Below are 23,861 nucleotides of genomic sequence, written 5' to 3'. Positions count from 1 at the left end.
ATGACCGACGAGCTCCCCCTCGAGCCCGAGGGGGAACCGCAGCCCCTCCCCCCGCGGCGGTGGTGGGTTCCTTTCCTCTCTCTCCTCCTCGCGGGCGCCCTCCTCGCCACGTTCATCCCCGGCCTCCTCCCCCGCGAGAGGACGGGATCCGGAACCGGATTTGGCATCGCCGCGGGCGGGTACGTCCTCACCGCCGCCCACGTCGTGCGGGGGGCAAGCGAGATCGCCGTGTACTGGGAAGGGCAGAGGCACCGCGCGACCGCGATCGCCCTCAGTCCGGACCACGACCTCGCCCTCCTCGTGATGGACAACGCCCCGCCGCTCCCCGTGGCTTCGCTGGCGCTGGATCGGCCGAAGGTTGGGGACGCCGTTGTGGCGGTGGGGCACCCCACCGGGGCGGCCCAGCCGCTTCCCCTGCCCACCCACGTCGTCGGCGTCGGGTGGTGGGCGGTGGGGCCGGAGACGACGGTCCTCCGCGACCTCATCGCCACCCAGGACCCGTTCCGGCCTGGCTACAGCGGGGCCCCGCTCGTGAACGAGGCCGGGCAGGTGGTGGGGATCGTCACGGGCAGCGCGGCGGCGGAGGGCGGGCCGGAGGTCGGGTTCGCCGTGTCCATCCACCGGGCAGTGGACTGGCTCGCCGGGCGGGGGATGGCCCTGCCCCTCGCCTCAGGAGGCAGTTCCCTCCCGGTCCGCGAGGGGGAGGCCCTCGACCTCATCGGCCCCGCCGTGGTCCGGGTCGAGGCCCGGCTTCCCCCGGGGAGCCGGTAGGAGCCCTACCCGAGGGCGGCGAGGATCGCCCGCAGGAATGCGGGCAGGTCGCTCGGGACGCGTGACGTGATGAGGTTCCCGTCGCGCACGACCTCCTCGTCAACCCACGTCGCCCCGGCGTTCTCGAGGTCGTCCCGGATCGCGGCCACGCTCGTGACCCGCTTCCCCTTCACCACCCGCGCCGAGCAGAGCATCCACCCCCCATGGCAGATCGCCGCCACCGGCTTGCCCACCTGCGCCATCTCGCGCACGAACGAGACGAGGGCCGGGCTCCGGCGCATGTAGTCCGGGGCGTACCCGCCGGGGATGACCACTGCCTCGAAGTCCGCCGTGCGAACCTGGGCCGCGGCGAGCTCAGCCGGGACCGGGTAGCCAAGTCGGCTCTTGTACTCCCGCTTCTCCGGCCCCACCGCCACGACCGAGGCCCCTTCCTCCTTCAGTCGCAGGTAGGGGTACCAGAACTCCAATTCCTGGTACATGTCCGCCACCAGCACTGCAACCCGTTTGTCCTTCGCGCTCATCGGCCCCTCCTTCGGTCTTCAGTTACGCGCCATCCACACCTGCCCCTCGCCCAGGTAGGCCCGCCCCGCCGCGGCCCGCCGCAGCCGGTCCATCATCGCCACCCCGAGGCCCTCCTCGCGGATCGGCTCGGCGATGATCGCCGCGAGCCCCGCCCGATCGAGCCGATGGAGGGTGGAGAAGAACCGGGCCCCTGCCTCGACGAGGTCCCCCCCCGGGGAGAGGACCTCCACCCGCCCGAACCCGCTCCACTCCTCGCGGAACGCGAGGAACCCACACGCTAGCCGGTCCACCTGTTCGCTCCTTTCCGGGACAGGACCGTGATCGAGGAGGAAGAGGGGGGTAGCGGGGAGGTAGTGGCGGGGGAGCGTCCCCGGCGAGGCCGATGGGCCAAGGGGCGGGGCAGTGCGCAGCTCGGGGATCACCTCCCGCAGCGCCTCGAGCGGGGTCCCCCCCGGGCGGAGCACCACCGGCACCTCCTCCGCGAGCGAGACCACGGTGGACTCGATCCCAACCGGGGTCGGCCCACCGGCGATGACTGCGTCCACCTGCCCCGCGAGCTGGGAGAGGACGTCGTCGTGGTGGGTGGGGGAGAGGCGTCCGAACCGGTTCGCGCTCGGAGCGGCGATCGGCCTCCCCGCCGCCCGGATGAGGGCGAGGGCCACGGGATGGTCCGGCATCCGCACCGCCACCGTGGGCAGGCCGGCGGTGACGATCGCCGGGACCCGCCGCCGGCGGGGGAGGACGAGGGTCAGGGGACCCGGCCAGAACGTCTCCATGAGCCTCCGCGCGAGCGGCGGGACCTCCGTCCACAGGGTCCCAACATCTTCGGGGGAGGCGACGTGGACGATCACGGGGTCGAACCGGGGCCGCTCCTTGGCCGCGAACACGCGCGCCACGGCCCGCGCCACCATGGCGTCCGCCCCGAGGCCGTACACCGTCTCCGTCGGGAACGCCACGATCCCCTGCCGGCGGATGACGGCCGCGGCGGCGACGATCCCTTCCTCATCCGGAGCGAGGAGCTGCGTCTCCATCGTCCTCAATCGTACAGCACGTCCCTGGCGAGGGAAGCCCCCCGGTCCCGACCGGCTCCCCGATGGGAGATAATGGCGCGGCGATGGGAGCGGATCTGATCCTCTATGGGGGGCCACTGTTCGGGGCCGACGGAGCGGATGCCCTTGCCGTCCGGTGCGGGCGGATCGCCGCCGTGGGAGCTTCCCCCGAGCTCCTCCGCCTGACGGGGCCGGAGACGGCCCTGATCTCCCTCCGCGGGCGGGCCGTCCTCCCCGGGTTCTTCGACGCTCACACCCATTTCATCCGCGTGGGCCTGGAGCACACGTTCTACGTTGGGCTGGGGGCAGCGCGGTCGCTCGGGGAAGCCCTGGACCGGCTGCGGGAAACAGCGCGGGCCCGCCCCGGGGGGTGGATCGTCGGCCGGGGGTGGGACGAGTCGCGGTGGCCGGAGAAGCGGTACCTGGAACGGGCCGATCTCGACCGGGCCGTTCCCCACCAGCCATGCTGCGCGGTGCGGGTGGACGGGCACCTCGTGGCCGCCAACACCCTCGCCCTCGCCCACTGCTCCTACCCCAACGGGGAGTTCGTGGACCGCAACCGGGGCCACCTCCGCGAGGACGCGGCCTCCGACCTCATCCGCGCCGCACAGCCCGATCCGGAGGCGCTCGCCGAGGCCGTGTCCGTCGCCTCGCGCCACGCCGCCTCGCTCGGGGTGACAGCAGTTGGTGACATGGCCGGCCCTGGCGATCTCGCCGCCTACCAGGTCGCCCTGCGGCGAGGCACCCTCCAGACCCGGGTCTTCCTCTACCTCCCGGCGGACAACCTTTCGGCAGCGAAAGAGCTCCAAGTGAGCCATGGGTTCGGCTCCCCCCTCCTCACCATCCAGGGAGTGAAGGCGTTCGCCGACGGCTCAATCGGGGCCCGTACCGCGGCGCTCAACACGCCGTACAGGGACGGAAAGGGCCTGGGACAGCTCCTCACCGAGCGGGCTGAGCTTGCCCGCCTGGGGCGGGAGGCGAGCGAAGCGGGGCTCCAGCTCGCCGTCCACGCCATCGGCGACCGGGCGATCGAGGAGGCCCTCGCCGCAGCCCACGCCGCGGGGGTGGGCCGCCTGGACCGGCATCGGATCGAGCACCTCGAACTCCCCACCCCTGAGCAGCTGGACCGGGTGGCCTCCCTCGGGCTCGTGGCCTCGATGCAGCCGAACTTCCTCCAGTGGTCGGGACGGGGAAGGATGTACGAGGACCGCCTGGGCCCGGAGCGGGAGGCGCGGATGGACCCCCATGCCTGGGTCAGCGAGCGGGGGATCCCCCTTGCGTTCGGGTCGGATGGGATGCCGATGGACCCCCTGTACGGGATCGGCCTCGCCCTCGATCCTCCCCACCCGCCCCAGAAGCTCACCCTCGCCGCGGCGATCCGCGCCTACACGGAAGGGGCAGCCTACGCTGCGTTCGCCGAACCGGACCTCGGGACGCTCTCCCCGGGGAAGAGGGCGGACCTCGTCGTCCTGTCTCGGGACCCGGCTCAGGCCCCGTGGGGGGAGCTCGCGGTGGATCTGACGTTCCTCGCCGGGAAACCGATCTACACCCGCACCGGGACGGGCTAGCTTGCCCGAGCTCCCCGAGGTGGAGACGATGGTCCGCGGGCTACGGCCCCACGTGGTGGGGAAGGAGATCCTTTCCGTCCAAGTGCGGGATCCGAAACTCGCCCCTATCGTCCCCACGCTCGCCCTCCCCGCGACCGTGGCATCCCTCTCCCGGCGGGGGAAGCACATCCTGTTCGACCTCGGGGACCGAACCCTCGTCCTCCACCTGCGGATGAGCGGCCGCCTCGCGTGGGGAACAAGGGAGCCCACCGGGAAGGTCCGTCTGTCCCTCCGCTTTCCCGACGGGGGAGCCCACCTCGTGGATCCGCGCCGCCTGGGGACCACCGCGGTCGTGGAACGGTTCGTGGACGAGCTCGGCCCGGAGCCGTTCGGGGACCTCGCCTGGCTCCCCGCAGCCCTCGCGCGGAGCCGGATGCCGGTCAAGCTGTGGCTCATGGACCAGAAAAAGATCGCGGGGATCGGGAACATCTACGCGGCGGAGATCCTGTTCCGGGCGGGCATCGCCCCCACCCGACCCGCGGGCTCCCTGTCCCGGAAGGAGGTCGCCCGGCTCGAGGACGCGATCCCGTCCGTCCTCGAACGGGCGATCGCCGCCGGTGGAACGACCCTCGCGGACGGCCTCTACCGGGGGCCGACCGGGGAGAACGGCGAGTTCCGGTACGAGCTCTCCGTCTACGGCCGGGAGGGGGAACCATGCCCGCGGTGCGGGGCCCGGATCGAGCGCTCGCTGCTCGGCGGACGGGGCACCTACTCCTGCCCCCGCTGCCAGAGCTAGGGGGCTCCGGCGTACCGGGGAGCGCGAGTCTCCATCTCATGGTCTCCTCCTTGCGACGGAGGATAGGGGGGACCAAGCGAGCGCCGGCCGTCACGGGCCGAGGACCTGCGGGGGGGAGGAGACGTAGAGCTTGAGCTCGTCCACCGCGAACACGAGCTCAGCGAAGAACGCGAGGTACCCCGCGTCGGGAGGGGTAACCACCGTTTCCCACGCCCGCCCCTCCCCCCTAAGCTCCCGTTCCTCCCAGCGGGCGAACCGGAAATCCCGGGTCGCGCTCGCGGCGACCCACAGCCGCGCCTCATCCGGTTCGCGATCGGTCTCCACCCCAACCCGTGCCCCGTCCGAGGTGAACCGGACCGTCGGGATGATCTCCCCCCGCGCCACGAGCCGCACGAACGCTCCGACCGAGCTCACCACCCGGAACACGTCGAGGAGCCCATGCCCGGCGTTGGGGACGACGAGGAGGAGCTTCGGGTCGGGGAGGCCTGGCCAGTAGAGGCTCGTCGCGTCCACGGTCCAGTAAGGATCGTTCGACCCCGCGATGATGAGCTTGGGCATCGTGAGGGCATGCCGGTACGTGTACGGGTCCACGATCTGCGCCAGCCGCAGCCCACGCTCCGAGGTCGCAAACGCCCGGGTGAGCCCGCGCGACGTGTAGGCGTCGAGCATCGGCGACGGGCCACCGAGCACCTCCTCCTGGTGCTGAAGCTGGGCCGGGATATTAAGGAAATCGAACACGATCGGGGCCAGCCCCACCACCCGCGCGGGCGCGGTGGCCGCGGTGAGGTAGGCCGTCCAGCCGCGCTTGGACGCCCCGGCGACCACGACCCCCCGCAGCTCCGTGCCCCACAGGCCGGGGGCGAGCGCATCCAGGGCCTCCAGCGCCGCGTGGGCGCTGCGCACCATTGGGAGGAGAAGGGGCCAGTCCGGGTCCCCCTCGACCAGGTACCGCTCGAACGTATGGGCGATGAGGGCGTCCTCGCGTAGGCCGAACAGGGGCTGGTTGGGCACCCCGCTGAGGATGGCGAACCGGAGGCCGGAGAGGGCCGCCCCCGTCCTCCCGAGGAGGACGTCCCCGGGCCCGGGATCCCCGGAGATGAAGAGCACGAGAACGTCCTCCACCAGGACCTCTCCCGGCTCGTACACGGTCAGCACGTGATCCCACGGGATCCCGCGCCAGGTTTGGGACCGGAGGCCGATCTCCGTCACCCGCCCCGTACCCACCGGTTGGATGGACCGGACCTCCCACGTCCCCTCCCCCGCCGTAGCGGCGAGGTAGGTGTAGAGCTCAGCCGGTGGCTCCCCCACGCCCACCACCGATACTGCCGCTACCAGGGCTCCGACGAGCAGTCTCTCCACAGGGCCTCCTCGTGGGGAGTGTACCCTGGACGGGAGCCGATCCCGCGAGGCTCCCCTAGCTAGATCGCACCAGCGGAGTTCGGCTACACTCGTCTTGGGAGAAGACGGAGATGCGCAGGTTCATGGTGCGGGCCCACGACGGCGAGATCGAGGCGGAGGCGCGGCGGCTCCTCACTGCCCTGGACGTGGACGACGTCGAGGTGATCCGCGACGAGACGGTGGCCGAGGCGTGGCTCGATGACCTGGAGGCCCGGCGCACGATCTACGGCCTGGCGGAGATCCGCGAGTACCTGGAGCGGCTGATCCAAGGCTGACCCCATACGCTCTCACCGCGGAGGACGTTCCCCCCTCTCCGTGCCTCTCCCCCCATCGGGGGGAGAGGGACCCAAGGTAACGGGAGACCGGGAACTTCCCTCCATGGCTAGAGGCACTGCAGCAATCCGCGCGCAAGCCAGTCCAGGGTTCTACGCCGCCGCATGCCCTGACCTCGGCGCATATCGGTCGGGCCTGAACGGAGGGGTGGAGCTATACTCGGCTCTGGTGCGGCTTCGCCGCGGAACGCTTGCTGGCGGGCACGGTGGCCGGCAGAGCACAGCCGAGCGCCAGACCACAGACACGAAGGGGGGAGACATGAACGGTGTGACGGGGAAGATGCTGGTCGCGGACCTTTCGCAGAGGAAGACAGCGGTGGAGACGCTGCCGGACCAGGCGTACCGCCTGTTCCTCGGCGGGTTCGGGTTGGGGGCGCACCTCGCCTGGACCCGGATCCCCAAGGGCGCCGATCCCCTCGGGGAGAAGAACGTGGTGGCGATGGTCCCCGGCCTCCTCACCGGGGATGGGATCTCCACCGCGTCGAAGACGACGTTCACCTTTCGCTCCCCCCTCACGGGCACGCTCGCCCGCTCCGTCGCCGGGGCCTGGGCGGGGATCGCGCTCCGCAAGGCGGGGTGGGATGCCCTCCTCCTGACCGGGGCGAGCAAGGCGCCCGTCGTCCTGATCATCGAGGACGGCCAGGCGCGGTTCGAGGACGCGAGCGACCTGTGGGGGCTCGACCTCCGCGCGACGGCGAAGGCCCTCCGCACCCGGTTCGGCGAGGGGTACCGCACGGTGGCCATCGGCCCCGCGGGGGAAAACCTGTCCCTCATCTCCACGATCGAATGCGACGGCCGCCAGGCAGGCCGCGGCGGGGGCGGGGCGGTGCTCGGGGCGAAGAAGCTGAAGGCGATCCTCGTCAAGGGGACGGGCCCGGTCCCTGTCCACGACCGCGGCCGGATGAAGGAGATCGTCTCCCACTGGCAGGGGATCATCCGCGACCACCCGGTGACGAAGGCGGACATGAGCTACGGGAGCGGGGAGTTCCTCGACTGGATGAACCGGGAGTCCGGCACGTTCCCGTCCAAGAACTGGCAATGGGGGTACTTCAAGAGCGCCTACGCCCGCGCCGCGGACGGGAAGATCGAGCTCGACCCGTACTACTGGGCCCCCAAGTACGTGGCACGGAATGTCGCCTGCCCAACCTGCACCAAGCCCTGCGGGCAGCTGTTCCAGGTCAAGGAGGGGAAGTACGCCGGGACGGAGGTGGACGGGCCGGAGTACGAGACCCTCTACTCGCTCGGGGGAGCCCCGGAGGTGGCCTCGATCGAGGCCGTGGCCAAGGCGAACGAGATCTGCGACGTCCTGGGGCTGGACACGATCTCGGCCGGGGTGACCGTGGCGTGGGCGATGGAAGCCGTCGAGCGGGGGCTCCTCTCGAAGGTGGACCTCGACGGGATCGACCTCAAGTTCGGCGACGCCGACGCGATGCTCGCCGTGCTGGAAAAGATGGGGCGCCGGGAAGGGAAGACAGGGGCGCTCCTCGCCGATGGGACGAAGGCCGCCTGTGACCGGCTCGGCAAGGGCGCCTCGTTCGCGATCCACATCAAGGGGATGGAGCTCCCCGCCTACGATATCCGCGGGTCGAAGGGGGTGGCGCTCGCGTTCGCCGTCTCCTTCCGGGGAGGAGACCACCTCACCGGCGGCGTGTACGGGCTGGAGTACGGGGGTTCGTGGTGGAAGCTCACCGCGGACCGGCACTCCCTTCGCGGGAAGGGATTCGAGGTCCGACTCCTCGAGGACCTGATGGCGGTGTACGACACCCTCGGTGTGTGCAAGTTCACACGCCACATCTACTTCCTCGAGGGCCTGCCGGAGATGGTCGCGGCCCAGACGGGCCTCGCACTGACGGCGGCGGAGCTCCTCACGGTCGGGGAGAGGGCGTACAACCTCGCCCGGGCGTTCAACGTCCGGGAGGGGTTCTCACGCAAGGACGACCACCTCCCGCCGCGGGTGATGGAGCTCCCCATCCCGGACGGGCCATCGGCGGGGGATCGGGTGAGTGCGGAAGAACTCCAGGCCCTCCTCGACGACTACTACGAGGCCCGCGGGTGGAGCCGGGACGGCGTGCCCCTCAAGGGGCTCCTGGCCGCCCTCGACCTCCCCGACGTCGCGGACGCGATCGGAGCTAGCGGCCCCTAACCCACCGCGCGGGCCCTCTCACCCGAGGTCGCGGAACCTCCCCTCGAGCTCGGTGAGGGATCGGCGGAACGCGCTGTACTCGAGCTCGGTCATGGGGAGCATCGCTGCCCCCACGAACCCCTGCTGCCGCATCCACTCCCCCTTCTCCTGCGCCTTGAGGCGCACGTGATCCCACACTGGGTTCCCGAACACGTCCACCCCTGGAGAGAGCTTCCCCTCGTGGCTCACGGAATAGGCGACGCACGCGACGAGCGGCAGGCAGTACGGCCCGGTGACGGGGGTATTGATGGGAACTGGCATCAAGGGCATGGTGTGGCTCCCCCGCGCCCCACCGGCCACGTACGGGGCGACCACGAACGGGCTCACCGCCTCCTCCGGCGCCGGAAAGACGCCCTGGGTGCGCACGATCGCCACGGGATCGTCCTTCCCCTTGTACTCGCCGGCGATCGTGTGCAGGCGGTCCGTGGACACGGCCACCACCTGCTGGCCGGGGTGGAGGCGGGAGTGGATGGACTGGATCCCAAAACGGTTCTCATCGCGCAAGAGGATCGCCAGGTCCACGTGTTCCTCCGGGGAGACGAGGTCCACCACCCGATCACCGTGGGCATGTTCCATGTCGATGATGCGGAACTTGAACCCCTTCTTCATCGCTGGAAGCATGAGCCCCCCGTTGTAGAGCGGGCTTGTAAATACAGCCCACAGAGAAAAGTTGAACGCGCCGGGTCCGCATTTGTCGGCGGTGAACACGAGGAACGCCTCTGCCCTGCGCTCGGGGGCACGCTCGTCGAACGTGATCTCCGCTGAGCCCGGTCCAGCTCCCCGCACGTTCCCCGATGGAGCGTCCTTAAGGAGGTCCTGGCCGGCGGCGTACAGCCCCTCGGACCGGGCGATCTCCGTGCACCGCTTGAACACGTCCCACGCCAGGTTGTGGACGTCGGGATGCCCGCTCCCGTTCCGATGCGTCATGAGGAGACAGACGTCATCCCCGGTGTAGGTGACGGCAAAGTCCACAAGCAGCCCTCGCGCGACGGCATCCCGCAGCGCGGCCCGCGCCTCCTCCACCATCCGCGGCGACGGGCACGTATGCCCGCCCACGCTCCCGATGTCCGCCTTGATGGCGCTGATCGTGAGCACGATCCCCTCCCCTACAGCGTCGTCCCCCGCGAGCTCACCGCCTCGCGGATCCGGCTCACCACGGCCGACACCGGCTGGGGACCGAGGTCCTCCCCGGTGCGGAGCCGCACTGCCACCACCCCTCCCGCCGCCTCCCGCGCCCCGCACACGAGCATGTACGGGACCTTCTGCACCTGGGCCTCGCGGATGAGCCAGCGCAGGGTCTTCCGCTCCTTCGTCCACGCCTCGGCCCGGATCCCCGCCGCCCGCAGCTCGTCCGTCACCCCCTCCGCGTAGGGGACCTCGGCCTCCGTCACCGGCAGGACGACCGCCTGGACGGGCGCGAGCCAGGCCGGGAACGCCCCTCCGTAGTGCTCGATCAGGATCCCGAAGAACCGTTCGAGCGACCCGAGGAGCGCCCGGTGGACCATGTACGGCCGGTGGGCCTGGCCATCGTCGCCGATGTAGGCCATGTCGAACCGCTCCGGCTCGTTGAAGTCGAACTGGATCGTCGTGAGCTGCCAGGAACGTTTGAGGGAGTCGAGGATATGGAGGTCGATCTTCGGCCCGTAGAACACGGCCTCCCCTTCCATCCGGGTGTGAGGGAGCCCCCTCCGCTCCAGGGCCCGCACGAGGGACATCTCCGCCTCGTCCCACATCGCGTCGCTCCCGATGTAGTGCTCCCTGTGCTCCGGATCGCGCACCGACAGGGCAACCTTGTAGTCACGGAACCCGAACGCCCCCAGGATGCGAAGGGTCAGGTCCAGGCACCCCAGGACCTCGTCCTCGATCTGGTCGGGGCGGCAGATGATGTGGGCATCGTCCTGGGTGAACCCCCGCACCCGCAGAAGCCCGTGCAGCACGCCCGACCGCTCGAACCGGTACACCGTCCCGAGCTCGGCGTAGCGGATGGGCAGGTCGCGGTAGGAGCGGGTACGGGTCTTGTAGATCGCGATGTGGAACGGGCAGTTCATCGGTTTCAGGTAGAACTCCTGGCCCTCGATATCCATCGGCGCGTACATCCCGTCCTTGTAGAAATCGAGGTGGCCGGAGGTCTCCCACAGTCGGGCCCGTCCGATGTGCGGGCTCACCACGAGCTGGTAGCCAGCGTTGTAGTGCTCCCCCTGCCAAAAGGTCTCGATCTCGTGGCGGACCCGCGCCCCTTTCGGGTGCCACAGGACGAGCCCCGCCCCGATCGTTTCATTCTGGATCGAGAAGAGATCGAGCTCGGGGCCGAGGATGCGGTGGTCCCGCTTCCGCGCCTCCTCCCGCCACTTCAGGTGCTCGGCGAGCGCCTCGGCGGTGGGAAACGCGGTCCCGTAGATGCGGGTCAGCATGTCGCGACGGGAGTCGCCCCGCCAGTAGGCGCCGGCCACGTCGAGGAGCGTCAGATGCTTGGCGAGCCCCGTTGCGGGGAGGTGGGGGCCGCGGCAGAGGTCGAGGAACTCCCCCTGGCGGTAGAACGAGATCCGCTCGTCGGGGATCTCCGCGAGGAGTTCGAGCTTGTACACCTCGCCCTTCTCGGCGAGGAACGCTTCCGCCTCCGCGCGCGAGAGCCACACCCGTTCGATGGGGAGGTTCTCGGCGACGATCTTCCTCATCTCCGCCTCGATCCGGGGGAGATCGTCGCGGTTCACCGGCTCCGGGAACCGGATGTCGTAGTAGAACCCGTCGTCAATGGCTGGGCCGATGGCGAGCTTCGCCCCGGGGTAGAGCCGGGTCACGGCGTGGGCGAGGATGTGGGAGGCCGTGTGCCGCAGCACCTCGAGCGCTGCCGGGTGGTCCAAGCCGACCGCGCGGGCCTCGCCTGCCGGGGGCAGAGGGTCCCGCAGGTCCTGGAGCTGCCCGTCCACGAGGACCGCGACGGCCGTCTCCCCCCGCTCCTTGAGGACCGCGAGGAGATCGCCTCCCCGGACTTCGACCAGCTCGCCGCTCGGCAAAACCACGGTGGCCATCCCACACCTCCTGTTAGGAAAAGGATGTCCCGAACCTTACCCCGTCCGCCCTTCGCCGACAACGCCTGCCCCGACTACCAAGTCACCGTCTCCAGGGTCACACAGTCGTTCGTGTAGATGTCGATCTCGGAGGCGATCCGCAGCGCCTCCTCCGCGACCTCGCGCAGGGGGAGGTGGGCGTGCCGCAGGAGCGCCCGCGCCGCGCTCACCGCGTACCCGCCGCCGGAGCCGATCCCCACCAGGCCATCGTCCGGCTCGATCACGTCCCCTTCCCCGGTGAGGAGGAACAGGCCCTCCTCCGATACGGCCACCACCACCGCCTCCAGCCGGCGCAGGGTGCGATCGGTCCGCCAGTCCCGCGATAGCTCCACCGCTGCCCGGCGCAGGGTCCCGTGGGAGGCGAGCTCCGCCTCCAGCCGCTCGAGGAGCGTCATCCCATCCGCAGTGCCGCCGGAGAACCCGACCAGGACGCGGCCCTCGTGGATGCGGTGCACCTTGCGCGCCCCGGTCTTCACGACCCGGCTCCCCATCGTCGCCTGGCCGTCGCAGGCCATGACCGCGGTCCGCCCCTCCGCAGAGCGAACGGCGAGAACGGTGCTCGACACGATCCTCATCGCTTGAGTCTAGCGACGGGCTGCGAACCGCTCAATGCCGCACACCGGGCAAACATCCTTCTCCTTCACGAGGACGAGCCCACACCCCGTACACCGCCACCCGCCGGCGACGAGGATCGCCCGATCCCGCGCCGTAGCCCACGCCACTGCCTCCGCAAGCACGCGCTGTAGCTCCGGCGGGAGCCGCGGAGGGAGCTCCCGTCGCGCCTCGCGGAGGTCGGCCGCGGTGGGAGGTGGAACGACGATCGGGTGGAACGACGCCTCCCCGCTCCGTATCTGGAACCGGAGGTCCACCACCCCGCACTGCGGGGCGACCTCCTTCAGCCGGGCGAGGAGCTTCCCCTTGAGGAGGTTGAGCTCCGCTGCCACGACGTGGCTCGCCACCGCGAGGTGCAGTACGCCGCGGTCTACGTACAGGGGCCGGGCGAGCGCGGTGAGGCCTGTGGCGGGCCAGAGGAGCACCGCGGATTGGGCCCGGAGCGCGTCTTCCGCTCCCCAGCCTCGGGCGAGGGGACCCAACCACTGCCAGATGTCTTGTTTATTCATAACCCTTGTTATTGTAGTAGGGACACCCTCGTCTCTGGGGATAACTGCGGGGCGTTCCACGGGAAGGCTGCCCGCCCGTGGGGAGAGGGCTGGGGAAAACCTGGGGAAAGGACGTTTGTCCGGGGGAGCCTTGTTGGGGAAAGGGTTCTTGTTGGGTCATCCGCAGGTTTTTTCCCGTGCCGGGACGGGGTTATCCCCAGGCGGGTAAGGCTTTTTCCACAGGGTAATCCCCGGTTGGATGGGGACAACCTCATGGGCCGTACTTTTTCAGGATCGTCGCGCGGAGGGACTCGATCTCGCTGCGGAGGAGGGGTATTTGGCGGAGGAGCTCCTGCATCTTTTGGTAGGAGTGCATGATCGTGGTGTGATCGCGCCCTCCGAATGACCTCCCCAGGGCGGGGAACGAAGTCTCGGTGAGTTCGCGGGCGAGGTAGATCGCAATTTGGCGAGCCTGGACGAGCTCCTTCTTCCGTGACGGGCTCTCGATATCGCTCACCGGAATCCGGTACGCGGCCGCCACCTCAGCCTTGATCGCCTCCACGGTGAGCTTTCGGGAGAGGTCCTCCTTGGGGAGGATTTCCTCGAGCATGGCCGGGGTGACGGGTCCCTGGCACAGCTCAGCGTAGGCCAGGGCACGGATGAGCGCGCCCTCGAGGTCGCGGACGTTCGTCGTGATCCGCGACGCGATCAGGTCGACCACCTCATCGGGCACCTCCAGCCCTCGCCGCCGCGCCTTTTCGCGTAGGATCGCAGACCGGGTCTCGAAGTCGGGGGCCTGGATATCGGCAACGAGGCCCCACCGGAAGCGGGACACGAGGCGGTCCTGGAGCCCCTGGAGCTCATCGGGGGACCGATCCGAGGAGAGCACGATCTGCTTCCCGTTCCCGTAGAGTTCGTTGAACGTGTGGAACAGCTCCTCCTGGGTGCCCTCCTTGTTCTTGAGGAAGTGCACGTCGTCAATGAGGAGCACATCCACCGTCCGGTACTTGGCGCGGAACCCTTCCGTCGTGTTGGCGCCGATGGATTGGATCAGTTCGATCGCGAACCGCTCCGAGGTCGTGTACACGACTGAGGCATCGGTGGGCGCGGTGAGGACATGGGCCCCGATGGCGTGGAGGAGGTGGGTCTTCCCCAGGCCGACGCTGCCGTAGATGAAGAGGGGGTTGTAGGCGCGGGCCGGGGCCTCAGCCACTGCCTGGGCTGCGGCGAACGCGAGCTGGGAGTTCTTCCCCTGGACGAACGTGGCGAGCGTGTACTCCGGGTTGAGGGGGAGCGACCCGTGGTAGCGGCGGGCGAGGTGGGGGTCGAGCGCAGGGGCGGCCGGCGGCGACTCCGCGACCAGGACCCGGAGCTGCAGCGGCTGGCCGGCGACGTCCTCCACCACCCGCTCCACGAGCGATCGGTAGCGCCGCTCGATGCCTCCCTTGGCGAGGACGGACGGCACTTCCAGGACAAGCGTTCCCTCATCGGCGGTCTTGGCGCGGGCGTCGGCGATCCACGCCGCGAAGTTCACAGGGGGGATCTCCTTGACGAGCAGGGTTTTCGCCTTCTGCCAGATCTCCTCCGCGGTATGCGCCATGGACTCCGTCACCCTACCTTGCCCGCCACGGGAGTTCAACGGGCCGATGTGGTGGCGAGGCCCAGAGTCGAACTGGGGACACCACGGTTTTCAGCCGTGTGCTCTACCACCTGAGCTACCTCGCCCGCACCCTGTCGCACGTGTCAACTCCGACCGTGGCCTTGGGACTTACTGACGTGCGACCGTACTGCTGGCGGGGACGACGGGATTTGAACCCGCGGTCTCCGGAGTGACAATCCGGTGTCCTAGTCCAGCCTAGACCACGTCCCCGAACCTACGAACTGGGCGAGAGAGGGATCGAACCTCTGGCCTTCCGGATGTAAGCCGGATGCTCTTCCACTGAGCTACTCGCCCTGGAGTGTACCCCGGTTCGACCGGGCGCGGCAAGTGCGCCTCGCGACCCCGAGTCGTTAGTATGCGCCTGTCCTCGCCCCCGGTCCACACGGGGGTCGGCGCGGGTCCCCTTCCTTGTCGATCGGGTGGTCCTCCGCGGCCAACCGTACAGCACCTTCTCCCCAGCGGTGGATACGGACGCCTGGGAGCGCTGTGACCAGGAACCCGAAGCAGGGGAATCCGCCCGGCAGTGTGTCGGGCATGCTTTGCAGCCCCAACCATTCGGTGTTTCCTGGTGGATCACCATCGCTTGGCGCATCTGCCCTGTCTCCTCTTGACAGCGCTTTCCACCTAGGATATCATGCATTTCATACATGTATACAATACAGGATGGTGCACCATGAACAAGGCGTTACAAGGCCCGGAAGGCAGGAAGTTCTACGGCTCGGTAACGGTTGGGCAGCGGGGACAGATAGTCATACCGGCGGAGGCGAGGAAAGACTTCGCCATTGCGCCGGGCGACAAGCTGCTCGTCCTCGGCGACCTGGCGCAGGGCATTGCCATCACCACGATCCCCCTCCTCCAGAAAAACCTGAAAGGTACCGTTGAACTGTTCAATAGCATACAGCCTGACAGGAACAGTGATAACAAATGCTGATGCAGCAAGATCCTCGATGTGACGGAATGACATCAGCTATTCACATTGAAGACGTGAGGAAGACGCTAGGGTACCGGGAGGTACTCAAGGACATCAGCTTTGACGTCCAGGTCGGCGACATCTTCGGGTATCTGGGGCCCAATGGCGCCGGCAAGACGACTACCATCCGTATCCTGTTGGGGTTGCTCCGCGCTGACAGCGGCAGCGTCTCGATCTTTGGTCAGGACATTGACGATGCCGCGACGCGGATGAAGATAGGCTTCGCCCTGGACCCGGACGGCCTGTACGACACGATGACCGCCGCAGAGAACCTGGAATACTACGCGCAAATCTATGACGTCCAGGACGCAGCTACCAGTATCAAGAGGGTGCTCGGGCTGGTGGGGATGGCGGAACGGGCCGGGGATAGCGTGGGGACGTTTTCCAGGGGGATGCGGCAGCGGCTTTCGCTGGCTCGTGCCATGGTGCACAACCCCGAGGTGCTCATCCTCGACGAACCTACGGCCGGAGTCGACCCTTCCGGGCAGATAGAGATACGGAACATCCTGCTGGACATCGCTCGGCGGGAGAAGAAAACGGTGCTGTTCAGTTCCCACAACCTGGACGAGGTGCAGCGCATCTGCAACCGCATCGCGCTCATCGACCGGGGCGTGATCAAGCTTTACGGAGAACTGGAAGGGCTGCGTCGGAAGATGGGGAAAAGCGACATCACCATCGAGATCGCTGGAGCGGTACCGGAGAACATCTTTGGGGAATTGAGAGAGAGGCCGCAATTTGGGTTCCGCGAGATGAGCGGGAAGAGCCTCATCTTCGAACCCGATGAGGGCGGTGCTACGGTGGGAGACATCGTCAATTTTCTGGCGACGCGTGGCGTCATGATTGAGAAAGCCGGGAAGAAAGAGGCCTCCCTGGAAGAAATGTACGCGACCATCCTGAAAGAGGTGGAGCAAGGATGAGTTACACTAGGCTTATCATGCGGGCCAGCATACGTAGCAATCTGAGACTTAAAATAGCTCTCGGCATTGTACTATCCATCACCTTCATCTGCGTCGCTGGCGTCACTATCCTGTTCTGCATCCTCTTGCTGGAGCCGGAAATGGGATCGGTTGTGCCGGACCGTTCCCGGCTGGAAGCGTACCTGGGCATCATCGTCTATGCGGCTAGCTTCCTCGGTGTAGGCATTACACTTAACTCCTTCGCGTTTCAGTCGCTGGTGCGCGAGAAGACACGTGGCAACCTGCAGTCACTGCTGGCGACCCCCGTCCGGCCAAAGGATATCTGGATGGGCAAGAGCTTATCCATTTTGGTCCCGGGCACGCTATTTGGGAGTGCGCTGGCGGTGCTGGTGCTCGTCATCGTCAACGGCGTATATTTCCTGCCTGGTATCGGATTCGTTCTCAATCCATGGATAGCTCTCTCCAGTTTTGTGGGCGTGCCGCTCGTCTACCTGGCGCTGGGGTTGCTGGTGCACCTGGTGGGGCTCACATCCCGGGCAGCCAACGGCAACGTGATCGCCCAGTTGTTCCTGCCGGTGATGGTCAACGTGATGATACAGCTTGCCGTCCATGACGTCATTGATGCCAGTTCATGGCTGTTCCTGGCGATAAACCTCGGGCTGGCGGCGGTAATTGGGACCATCGTCATCGGGCTGCGATCGAGGCTGACGGCGGAGAACATCATTCTTTCCAATTAGGAATGGCCGGTGAAACACACCACCATCGTCTTGAGGACGGAATGCAGGGAAGTAAGGCGGACAACAGCTTTCCGGATCATCCTCATCGCCGCGGCAGCAGTGGTAGTGGTGGCGTCGGCGGGGATTACCACCGCTCTCAACCTGCAGCCGTGGTTCGGGGACGAACTGGCGGCGCCGCTGATATCCCTATTCGTCAGCCTAGTGCTATATTTCCTGCCGCTGGTTATCCTGCTCGCGTTCATCGGCACCTTTGGCAATTTGCCGGTTGTCAAGGAAAAAGCTAACGGCAACTTGGCCTGTCTCATGGCCACCCCCCTTACCCCGCGAGCGCTCTGGCTGGGCAAGTCTCTCGCCATTTTCCTACCGGCATATATCCCTGCGATTGCTGGTACGGCCACAGTGGTGCTGGTGATGAACCTGGGAGCCTGTATCCCCGCCGGCTACGGATTCGTGCTGCCGGTGCCGGCGGTGGTGCTCGGACTGATGATCAACCCGCTGCTGTTCTTTGGGCTGCTGCTTTTCATGATACTCTATGCGTTGGCCGGTGATCCAGACGCCGCCCTCGCGCCGATGTTCCTGCTCTCCTTCGGGTTGATGATTGGGATACCGCTGGGGCTGGCCACCGGCGTGTTCGATTTGACCTCGTGGTCGTTCGCGCTCTGGTACCTGGCGATCACGGTGATTGCCATAGGCGTGGTGGGGTTCCTTTCCCGGATGCTGACACGGCAGAATATCGTCCTTTCCAGCAAGGGCGCCTGAACTACCGGCAGCCGTAGCGGGGCCACGTCGCTAGTTTTGGGGTCGAGTGCCCCACGAACGTGGCTGCTACCCACTATTGCCCTACCCAAGAAACCTCATCGCGTTGGGGGTCGGGTCCTGCAGTCCACCATCGCGGGTCCTCAGGCAATACAGGCCCGTGCCGGAGCGGATCATCCTGGGTGAGCGCCCGATCCCGCTCCGGCTACTCGACGATGAGGGCGGGGGAGCTACGGTCGGTAGCGGAGAGGAGGAAGTCCGGGCTCGCGGCGAGGGCGTCCATCGTGACCTTCAGATCCAGACATTCATCCCCAGGCTCACAAGTTGGCCATCCTTTGTCCACAAGACCCTAAGAATGAAGGTCTGACCCTGCCATACAGATGTTCGGCGTTCAGGGACAAGGAAGGGACGACGCGGAGCGACCAGCGTCCCCCTTACTTCCCTCATCGGCTAAGATACACTAGAGCGCCAAGCTTGGACACAGTGGTGGTTGATCATGGGAAACCCCCGTGAGGTTTTCGAGGTCGCGAAACGTCTGATGAACCGTCTGGCCAGGATGGTCAGCAAGGCGCTCGGTTGTCTGGGTAGGGGCTTCGCACTTCTATGGAAAGCCCTTCGGTGGTTGCGTTCGCCCACGGGCCTGGGACTCATCACGGTGCTGGGCGTTGTTGTCACTGCAGTTGGAGTTTGGTACACATACCAATCGTTCCTGAAGCACGATGTCGACGTCACCGTCTACGACCCGGCTGACTCCCAGTACGTCGCCGGGAGGATCATAGTCAGAGGTTCGGTTTTCGGTTGGCCGTACGATCGGGTAACGGTTGAACTCGCCGGTACCGGAATGGCGTGGCAGGGCTTCCCCTTCGTACTCGACACGACCCAACTCTCTGAGGGTGAGCACCAGCTCCTATGCAGAGTGCTTCGCGGGAATGTGGTAGTTAGGGAAAGGACCGTTCGTTTCTTCGTTCGAAACACTCCGCCTGCGGTCTCGATCCTTCATCCGCAAGATGGCGATGTCGTGAGTGGTGAGGTTGAAGTCATTGTGGAAGCTGAAGAGACGACAATGGGCGTTACGATACTGCTCAACGGCGAGAGATCGCTTACCCGGCCCGTCCTCAACACTTGGGGACTCGCCGATGGCCACTACACACTCACCGCGATTGCGGTGGGCCCATCGGAGCGCTCTGGGACTGCCACTGTTGGTTTCGTCGTTGACAACACTCCGCCTCGTATCACGTCTCTGGGGTTGGAGAGAAGCACTCCGGTCAGCGGAACGTTGCGGCTCCGTCCTGAGATCGAGGAGGAGAACATCTCGTCAATGGCGTGGTATGTGGATGGAGTCTACGTAGGCGGCGATCGTTCTCTGTCTCTGGACACGAAGAACTGGCCAGATGGTGAGCACAGTATCAGGCTTGAAGTACGAGATAAGGTCGGCCAAGAAGCCATTTTGGAACACACGTTCTACACCGACAATACCCCACCGGTCGTTGTGTTGTGGAGTCTTGCAGCTTCCCCTGGAAGAATCCCGCGCAGTGCTCCTCTGTTCATCGACGTGATCGCGCAAGACGAGTCCGGCATCGCAGAGATCACACACTATGCGAACGGCCGAGTCATAGAGCCTGGCTGGCTCTCGCTCTCACAGTTCGAGTCAGGAGCCACCATTACTATCAGGACTTTAGTACGTGACGGCGCGGAGAACGCGACCGAGCTTCGGAGAGTCATAGAGGTGCAGCAGACGGGGAAGGCTGTGCTCTGGGATGTCGTCTCATCCTGGCTGGAAGGGCTTGGGTTTCAGCGTCAAAAGCACGGGACTGGGCCACAGTTCGGAACAAGGCTGCTCCAGGGCTGGCTCGTCTGCTCGGACTTAGATGCTACGCAGAAGAACTGCGTCAACACTCCAATTCTCTGGGTGGAATGTGATCTCAGTCCAGTTCTCCCGCTGGTCTTCTCGGGACCCCTCACGCTAACGGGGGCAGGCATTGGCGTCTACCTAAACCCCCACTTTCTTGAGAGTAGTCTGCTGCCAACGCGGCTGATCTTTGATGTGGGAGGGGTGACGGACATCTCAGTGCTAGACCGGTCTGACAAACAGAGAACAGTTCTCTGGTATAGCTTTGGCTGGATAGGTGCATCTGTTGAGGTTCAGCTCGATTATGCTAGCTGGATCACAGGGCAGTTTCGATTCGGGGTAGCTCTCCTGCTGCTCAAGTCCATCGAGGGCTATATCGCGGATTCAGACCCTGATCGTCGTGGCGGTCCTGGCCTACCTCAACCGCCGGGAGACCGCATCTCCGAGCGCTGGGAAGCATGGCCCTACCTGTCCTGGTGGAGTCTCTCCCTTAGATTCCCGTTGTTCTAGGGTTGATCCTATGCGCATCGTGAGGGGCGGGTCTTGCGGTCGGACAGACCGGCGGGCAGTCCAACATCGGGGACCCTGAGGATTGCGCGCAGACAGGGGCGTGGCTCGAGGTCGCGCCGCGCTGAAGCGGCCTCCCGCGCCTACTCCACAGTCAGGGCAGCGGAGCTACGGTCGGTAGCGGAGAGGAGGAAGTCCGGGCTCGCGGCGAGGGCGTCCACCGGGCAAGCGTCCACGCACTGGGCGCAGAACGTGCACCGCGCCACGTGCATCCGGATCTTCTTCTCCTCGGGGAGGAACTCGATCACCTTCGCCGGGCACACCCGGATGCAGAGCTGGCACCCGATGCACTTCTCCCGGTCGTAGGCGATCTTCCCCCGGAACTTGGGCGGCACGGGCACGGGCGGGACGAGGGTCGCCTTCCCCTCCTTCACCCGCCCCAGGAACCCGACCACGGACTTCGGCATGTATTTCGCCGGGAACCGGTTCGTCGCCGGCCTGGTGAAGAGCTGGGAGAACAGGGTTTTGAGGATCATCCCATCACCATCCGGTCAAGAACGAGCAGCACCAGTCCCGCCACGGCCACAGCCGTGATCTGGAGCCAGAACCCGCGCGCCACCTGGTCCACCTTGAGGCGGGCCATCGCCACCCGCACCGTGGTCACGGCGGTGAACATCACGGCGAAGATCTTCACGAGGTGGAACGCGAGGTCCACCGCCTGCGCCCCGGCCCCACTGAGGCCGAGGAGGCCAGCGATCCCGTACGGGGCGAACAGGGTCACGACGAGGGCGGCCATGGCGATCGTCTTCGCCGCATCGGCGAGGTAGAAGAGCGCCAGGTACGTCCCCGAGTACTCAACCATCAGCCCACCCGCGATCTCCGTCTCCGCCTCGGGGATGTCGAACGGGATCTTGGAGAGTTCGGCGGGCGTCACGATGAGGAGGCAGAAGGCGAGGATCGCGAGGCCGATCACCCCGAGCGGACCCACCTGGGTCCACAGGGGGGCGGCCGCGATCGCGGCCAAGGAGAACGCGGGCCCCCCGCCCAAGGTCGCCAGCCGCCACACCACGCCGACCACGGCCACGGCGAGGGGGAACTCGTAGGACATGAGCATCACGATCTCGCGCTGGGCGCCCACGGTGGCCAACGGCGACCCGGAGGCGAACCCGCCGAGGGCCATCGCGAGGGCGGGCACAGCGAGGAGGTACAGGACGAGGATCGCATCCCCATGGCCGCTCAGGATCGCCGGGAACGGCCCCCACGGGAGGTAGAGGAGGACCGTGAACGAGGCGACCACGGCCAGGAACGGCATCGCCCGGAACAGCCACCCCACCGCATCCTTGGGGACGACGCTCTCTTTCACGAGGAGCTTCCCCACGTCGAGGAACGGCTGGCGGAGGGGGGGGCCGATCCGCGATTGCATCCGCGCCGCGAGTTTGCGGTCGAATCCCTTGTACACGAGCCCAAGGATCCCCCCACCCACGAGCACCGCCGCTCCCTGCCACAGGAGGTGAAGGGCGCTCATGCTGGGCCTCCGCCACGGCAGATCCGTTCCGTCTTGGCGCGGGAGAGGCGGAGGAGCTCCTCCTTCTGCACCATGGACGCGGAGCTGTCGTCCACCATGTGCACGCGGTCCATGCAGCACATGCAGGGGTCGATCGAGGCGGCGATGATCGGGATGTCGGCGATTTCCTGGTCCACGAACATCGGGACCCAGCTCATGAGGTTCGAGTACGTGGGCGCCTTCACCTTCCACACCACCGGTTCTTCGACCCCCGCCTCGAGGCGGATGTAGTGGATGACCTCCCCCCGCGGCGCTTCGTGCCACCCCAGGCCCTCCCCGTCGGCCTTCTTCAGGTAAGCCAACAGAGCGGGGATTTTGGGGAACGACGTGATCTCGCCCTCCGGCATCTCCACGAGGCAGCGCTCGATGAGGTCGAGGGACTGCCCCACCTCAAGGAGGCGGACCACCACCTTGTCGTACACGTCGCCGCGCGGCTCGAGGCCCCACTCGCGGGGGGTGATCGCCTTCACCCCGAGGTCGCCGTAGACGAGGTACGGCCTATCCTGGCGCACATCCTTCGCGAGGCCCGACGCCCGGGCGGTGGGGCCCACCGCGCACAGGGAATCCGCCTCCTCCGGCTCGAGGACCCCCACCCCGCGCGTGCGCGCCGCCACGGACGGGTCGCGGAGGAACGCGTCGAGGAGTTCATCGAGGAGGCCGCGGTAGTAGCGGACCATCGCCTCAACCTGCGGGTACTGCTCGGGGGTGATGTCCCGCCGTACCCCACCGTAGATCGGGATCGCGTAGTCAATGCGGTTTCCGGACAGCTCCTCCAGGAGGTCGAGGACCTTCTCCCGCACCTTCCACGTGAGGTGGAGGAGGGTGTCGAACCCCAGTTCGTGCGCCGCGACTCCGGCCCAGAGGAGGTGGGAATGGATCCGCTCCAGCTCCGCGAAGATGACCCGCAGGTACTGGGCGCGGGGCGGGACCTCGATCCCCGCTGCCCGCTCCACGGCGAGCGTGATCGTGATGGGGTGGGAGATCGAGCAGATGCCGCAGATCCGCTCGGAGAGGTACAGGGTCTGGATGAGGTTCCGCTTCATCCCCATGAACTCGATCCCGCGATGGGCGAACCCGGGCCGGATGTCCACCCCCCGAATCCGCTCCCCCTCGACCTTGAATGTGAACCGGATCGGCTCCTTGAGCGCTGGATGGATGGGGCCAATCGGGATCTCGTACACCTGGTCAGGCATCCTTGCCCTCCCACTCCACGAGCCGCTTCACGAGTTTCTCCGTCTCCGGATCGCCCTTCCGCCACGGGTGGCCTGGGAACCCGTCGGGGAGGAACACGTGGTCGGTGGACGGGATCCCGGTGAAGTGGATCCCGAGAAACTCGATCTTCTCCCGCTCGGTCGTCTCTGCTCCGGGGAGGAGCGCACAGATCGAGGGCACGGTGGGATCGGATGCGGGGACATCTAGCCGCAGGGTAACCATGACCTCCCCCCCGGGCGTCCCGTACCCGACGGCGAAGTGGTAGAGGAGCTCGATCTCGTTTCCCCTGTCCCGACCGGAGATGATCGAGATGTGCAAGGGCCCAGCGGCCTTGAGGGCCGCCACTGCCGGGAGGAGGCCCTCCCGGCCGATCTCGGCCCACACCTCGGCCACGGTCACCGGTTCCCGTACCCCAACCTGGCGCGGCCGCTCCTCGATCGTGAGGCCGGGCACCCCGCGGGTGAGCGCGGACTTCACCTGATCCACCGTCATCTCTTCTCCCCTGCCGCGGCGGCCTCGATCTGCGCCACCGCCGTCACCACGCCGTGGATGATCGCCTCCGGCCGCGGCGGGCACCCTGGGACGTAGGCCGTCACGGGGACGATCGCGTCCACCGGACCGACCACGTTGTAGCTATCGTAGAACACGCCCGATGTCGCACCGCACCCCCCTACCACGACCACCGCCTTCGGGTCCGGCGTCTGCTCGTAGACGCGCTTCAGCCGCTCCGCCATCGGCCGCGTCACCGGGCCGGTGACGAGGAGGACGTCGGCATGGCGCGGGGAGCCGACGAGCTTGATCCCGAACCGCTCCACGTCGTACCGGGGGGTGAGGGCGGCCACGATCTCGATGTCGCAGCCGTTGCACGAGCCGGTTGCGATATGGAATACCCACAGCGCCCGCTTGAACGAGGCTAGGCCCATC

24 protein-coding genes and 3 tRNA genes are annotated in these 23,861 nt (G+C 67.1%); 10 read left to right on the top strand and 17 right to left on the bottom strand.

What is annotated here, in order from left to right:
* Positions 1-771 carry a S1C family serine protease gene (locus tag BARAN1_RS00950; RefSeq protein ID WP_157959347.1) on the top strand — a complete coding sequence of 257 codons (771 nt, stop codon included), beginning with the start codon at positions 1-3 and terminating at the stop codon, positions 769-771.
* A gap of 5 nt (positions 772-776) precedes the next feature.
* On the opposite strand, the gene BARAN1_RS00945 is transcribed toward BARAN1_RS00950, so the two are convergent.
* The gene (locus BARAN1_RS00945) at positions 777-1,292 is read right to left on the bottom strand and encodes a type 1 glutamine amidotransferase domain-containing protein (RefSeq protein WP_122030477.1); all 516 of its coding nucleotides are present in this window, start codon (positions 1,290-1,292) and stop codon (positions 777-779) included.
* An 18-nt stretch (positions 1,293-1,310) separates the two neighbouring features.
* Entirely contained in the window at positions 1,311-2,324 is a 1,014-nt protein-coding gene (locus BARAN1_RS00940; protein WP_122030476.1) for an L-threonylcarbamoyladenylate synthase, read from the bottom strand.
* Positions 2,325-2,407: 83 nt separating this feature from the next.
* Between BARAN1_RS00940 and BARAN1_RS00935 the strand changes: the two genes are divergently transcribed.
* Positions 2,408-3,910: an amidohydrolase gene (locus BARAN1_RS00935; RefSeq protein ID WP_157959346.1), complete on the top strand. Its 1,503-nt coding sequence runs from the start codon at positions 2,408-2,410 to the stop codon at positions 3,908-3,910.
* 1 nt (position 3,911) lies between these two features.
* On the top strand, positions 3,912-4,685 hold the full coding sequence (gene mutM / locus BARAN1_RS00930; protein ID WP_122030474.1) for a bifunctional DNA-formamidopyrimidine glycosylase/DNA-(apurinic or apyrimidinic site) lyase: 774 nt from the start codon (positions 3,912-3,914) through the stop codon (positions 4,683-4,685).
* 90 nt (positions 4,686-4,775) lie between these two features.
* Here mutM and BARAN1_RS00925 read toward each other — a convergent pair whose 3' ends face one another.
* Complete coding sequence (locus BARAN1_RS00925) at positions 4,776-6,044, bottom strand: PhoPQ-activated pathogenicity-related family protein (RefSeq protein ID WP_122030473.1); 1,269 nt, start codon at positions 6,042-6,044, stop codon at positions 4,776-4,778.
* 110 nt (positions 6,045-6,154) lie between these two features.
* Between BARAN1_RS00925 and BARAN1_RS00920 the strand changes: the two genes are divergently transcribed.
* Both BARAN1_RS00920 and BARAN1_RS00915 read left to right on the top strand, forming a co-directional pair.
* Positions 6,155-6,358 (top strand): hypothetical protein, encoded by a 204-nt coding sequence (locus BARAN1_RS00920; protein WP_122030472.1) that lies wholly within the window; start codon positions 6,155-6,157, stop codon positions 6,356-6,358.
* Positions 6,359-6,674: 316 nt separating this feature from the next.
* A complete protein-coding gene (locus BARAN1_RS00915) occupies positions 6,675-8,558 on the top strand; it encodes an aldehyde ferredoxin oxidoreductase family protein (protein WP_122031732.1) in 1,884 nt (627 codons plus the stop codon).
* Positions 8,559-8,576: 18 nt separating this feature from the next.
* Here BARAN1_RS00915 and BARAN1_RS00910 read toward each other — a convergent pair whose 3' ends face one another.
* From BARAN1_RS00910 to BARAN1_RS00875, 8 genes are all read right to left on the bottom strand, one after another.
* Entirely contained in the window at positions 8,577-9,692 is a 1,116-nt protein-coding gene (locus BARAN1_RS00910; protein ID WP_320410388.1) for a fructose 1,6-bisphosphatase, read from the bottom strand.
* Between the two features lie 11 nt (positions 9,693-9,703).
* A complete protein-coding gene (thrS, locus tag BARAN1_RS00905; RefSeq protein WP_122030471.1) occupies positions 9,704-11,626 on the bottom strand; it encodes a threonine--tRNA ligase in 1,923 nt (640 codons plus the stop codon).
* A 74-nt stretch (positions 11,627-11,700) separates the two neighbouring features.
* Positions 11,701-12,240 carry an ATP-dependent protease subunit HslV gene (gene hslV / locus BARAN1_RS00900; protein ID WP_122030470.1) on the bottom strand — a complete coding sequence of 180 codons (540 nt, stop codon included), beginning with the start codon at positions 12,238-12,240 and terminating at the stop codon, positions 11,701-11,703.
* A gap of 9 nt (positions 12,241-12,249) precedes the next feature.
* Positions 12,250-12,786 carry a DciA family protein gene (locus BARAN1_RS00895; protein WP_122030469.1) on the bottom strand — a complete coding sequence of 179 codons (537 nt, stop codon included), beginning with the start codon at positions 12,784-12,786 and terminating at the stop codon, positions 12,250-12,252.
* Positions 12,787-13,036: 250 nt separating this feature from the next.
* Complete coding sequence (gene dnaA, locus BARAN1_RS00890) at positions 13,037-14,377, bottom strand: chromosomal replication initiator protein DnaA (protein ID WP_157959345.1); 1,341 nt, start codon at positions 14,375-14,377, stop codon at positions 13,037-13,039.
* A gap of 37 nt (positions 14,378-14,414) precedes the next feature.
* A tRNA-Phe gene (locus BARAN1_RS00885) sits at positions 14,415-14,490 on the bottom strand.
* Between the two features lie 66 nt (positions 14,491-14,556).
* Positions 14,557-14,635: transfer RNA gene (locus BARAN1_RS00880), tRNA-Asp, on the bottom strand.
* 12 nt (positions 14,636-14,647) lie between these two features.
* A tRNA-Val gene (locus tag BARAN1_RS00875) sits at positions 14,648-14,719 on the bottom strand.
* A gap of 379 nt (positions 14,720-15,098) precedes the next feature.
* Here BARAN1_RS00875 and BARAN1_RS00870 point away from each other — a divergent pair.
* Genes BARAN1_RS00870 through BARAN1_RS00855 form a run of 4 tightly spaced genes read left to right on the top strand, consistent with a single transcriptional unit; the run spans position 15,099 to position 17,808 of the window.
* Positions 15,099-15,356, top strand: a complete 258-nt coding sequence (locus tag BARAN1_RS00870; RefSeq protein ID WP_122030467.1) for an AbrB/MazE/SpoVT family DNA-binding domain-containing protein — start codon at positions 15,099-15,101, stop codon at positions 15,354-15,356.
* 26 nt (positions 15,357-15,382) lie between these two features.
* Entirely contained in the window at positions 15,383-16,312 is a 930-nt protein-coding gene (locus BARAN1_RS00865) for an ABC transporter ATP-binding protein (RefSeq protein WP_157959344.1), read from the top strand.
* A 17-nt stretch (positions 16,313-16,329) separates the two neighbouring features.
* A complete protein-coding gene (locus tag BARAN1_RS00860; RefSeq protein ID WP_157959343.1) occupies positions 16,330-17,049 on the top strand; it encodes an ABC transporter permease subunit in 720 nt (239 codons plus the stop codon).
* Positions 17,050-17,058: 9 nt separating this feature from the next.
* The gene (locus BARAN1_RS00855; RefSeq protein WP_122030464.1) at positions 17,059-17,808 is read left to right on the top strand and encodes a hypothetical protein; all 750 of its coding nucleotides are present in this window, start codon (positions 17,059-17,061) and stop codon (positions 17,806-17,808) included.
* Positions 17,809-18,010: 202 nt separating this feature from the next.
* Here BARAN1_RS00855 and BARAN1_RS06470 read toward each other — a convergent pair whose 3' ends face one another.
* Positions 18,011-18,148 carry a hypothetical protein gene (locus BARAN1_RS06470; protein ID WP_157959342.1) on the bottom strand — a complete coding sequence of 46 codons (138 nt, stop codon included), beginning with the start codon at positions 18,146-18,148 and terminating at the stop codon, positions 18,011-18,013.
* A gap of 153 nt (positions 18,149-18,301) precedes the next feature.
* Here BARAN1_RS06470 and BARAN1_RS00845 point away from each other — a divergent pair, with 153 nt between their 5' ends.
* Positions 18,302-20,164 (top strand): hypothetical protein, encoded by a 1,863-nt coding sequence (locus BARAN1_RS00845; RefSeq protein ID WP_122030462.1) that lies wholly within the window; start codon positions 18,302-18,304, stop codon positions 20,162-20,164.
* Between the two features lie 140 nt (positions 20,165-20,304).
* On the opposite strand, the gene BARAN1_RS00840 is transcribed toward BARAN1_RS00845, so the two are convergent.
* From BARAN1_RS00840 to BARAN1_RS00820, 5 genes are read right to left on the bottom strand one after another with little or no spacing between them, the layout of a single operon-like run.
* Positions 20,305-20,697, bottom strand: coding sequence for a 4Fe-4S binding protein (locus BARAN1_RS00840; RefSeq protein ID WP_122030461.1), 393 nt, complete (start codon positions 20,695-20,697; stop codon positions 20,305-20,307).
* Complete coding sequence (locus tag BARAN1_RS00835) at positions 20,694-21,686, bottom strand: respiratory chain complex I subunit 1 family protein (protein WP_122030460.1); 993 nt, start codon at positions 21,684-21,686, stop codon at positions 20,694-20,696. Before BARAN1_RS00835 ends, BARAN1_RS00840 begins: the two co-directional genes overlap by 4 nt.
* Complete coding sequence (locus BARAN1_RS00830; protein WP_122030459.1) at positions 21,683-22,918, bottom strand: hydrogenase large subunit; 1,236 nt, start codon at positions 22,916-22,918, stop codon at positions 21,683-21,685. The genes BARAN1_RS00835 and BARAN1_RS00830 overlap by 4 nt, the downstream gene beginning before the upstream one ends.
* Positions 22,911-23,429, bottom strand: a complete 519-nt coding sequence (locus BARAN1_RS00825; RefSeq protein ID WP_122030458.1) for an NADH-quinone oxidoreductase subunit C — start codon at positions 23,427-23,429, stop codon at positions 22,911-22,913. Before BARAN1_RS00825 ends, BARAN1_RS00830 begins: the two co-directional genes overlap by 8 nt.
* Positions 23,426-23,860, bottom strand: a complete 435-nt coding sequence (locus BARAN1_RS00820; protein WP_122030457.1) for an NADH-quinone oxidoreductase subunit B family protein — start codon at positions 23,858-23,860, stop codon at positions 23,426-23,428. Before BARAN1_RS00820 ends, BARAN1_RS00825 begins: the two co-directional genes overlap by 4 nt.
* Position 23,861: the final 1 nt, after the last annotated feature.

Source organism: Candidatus Bipolaricaulis anaerobius (genome assembly GCF_900465355.1).
Taxonomy (GTDB): domain Bacteria; phylum Bipolaricaulota; class Bipolaricaulia; order Bipolaricaulales; family Bipolaricaulaceae; genus Bipolaricaulis; species Bipolaricaulis anaerobius.
This window is presented reverse-complemented; position numbering and strand designations above follow the sequence as displayed.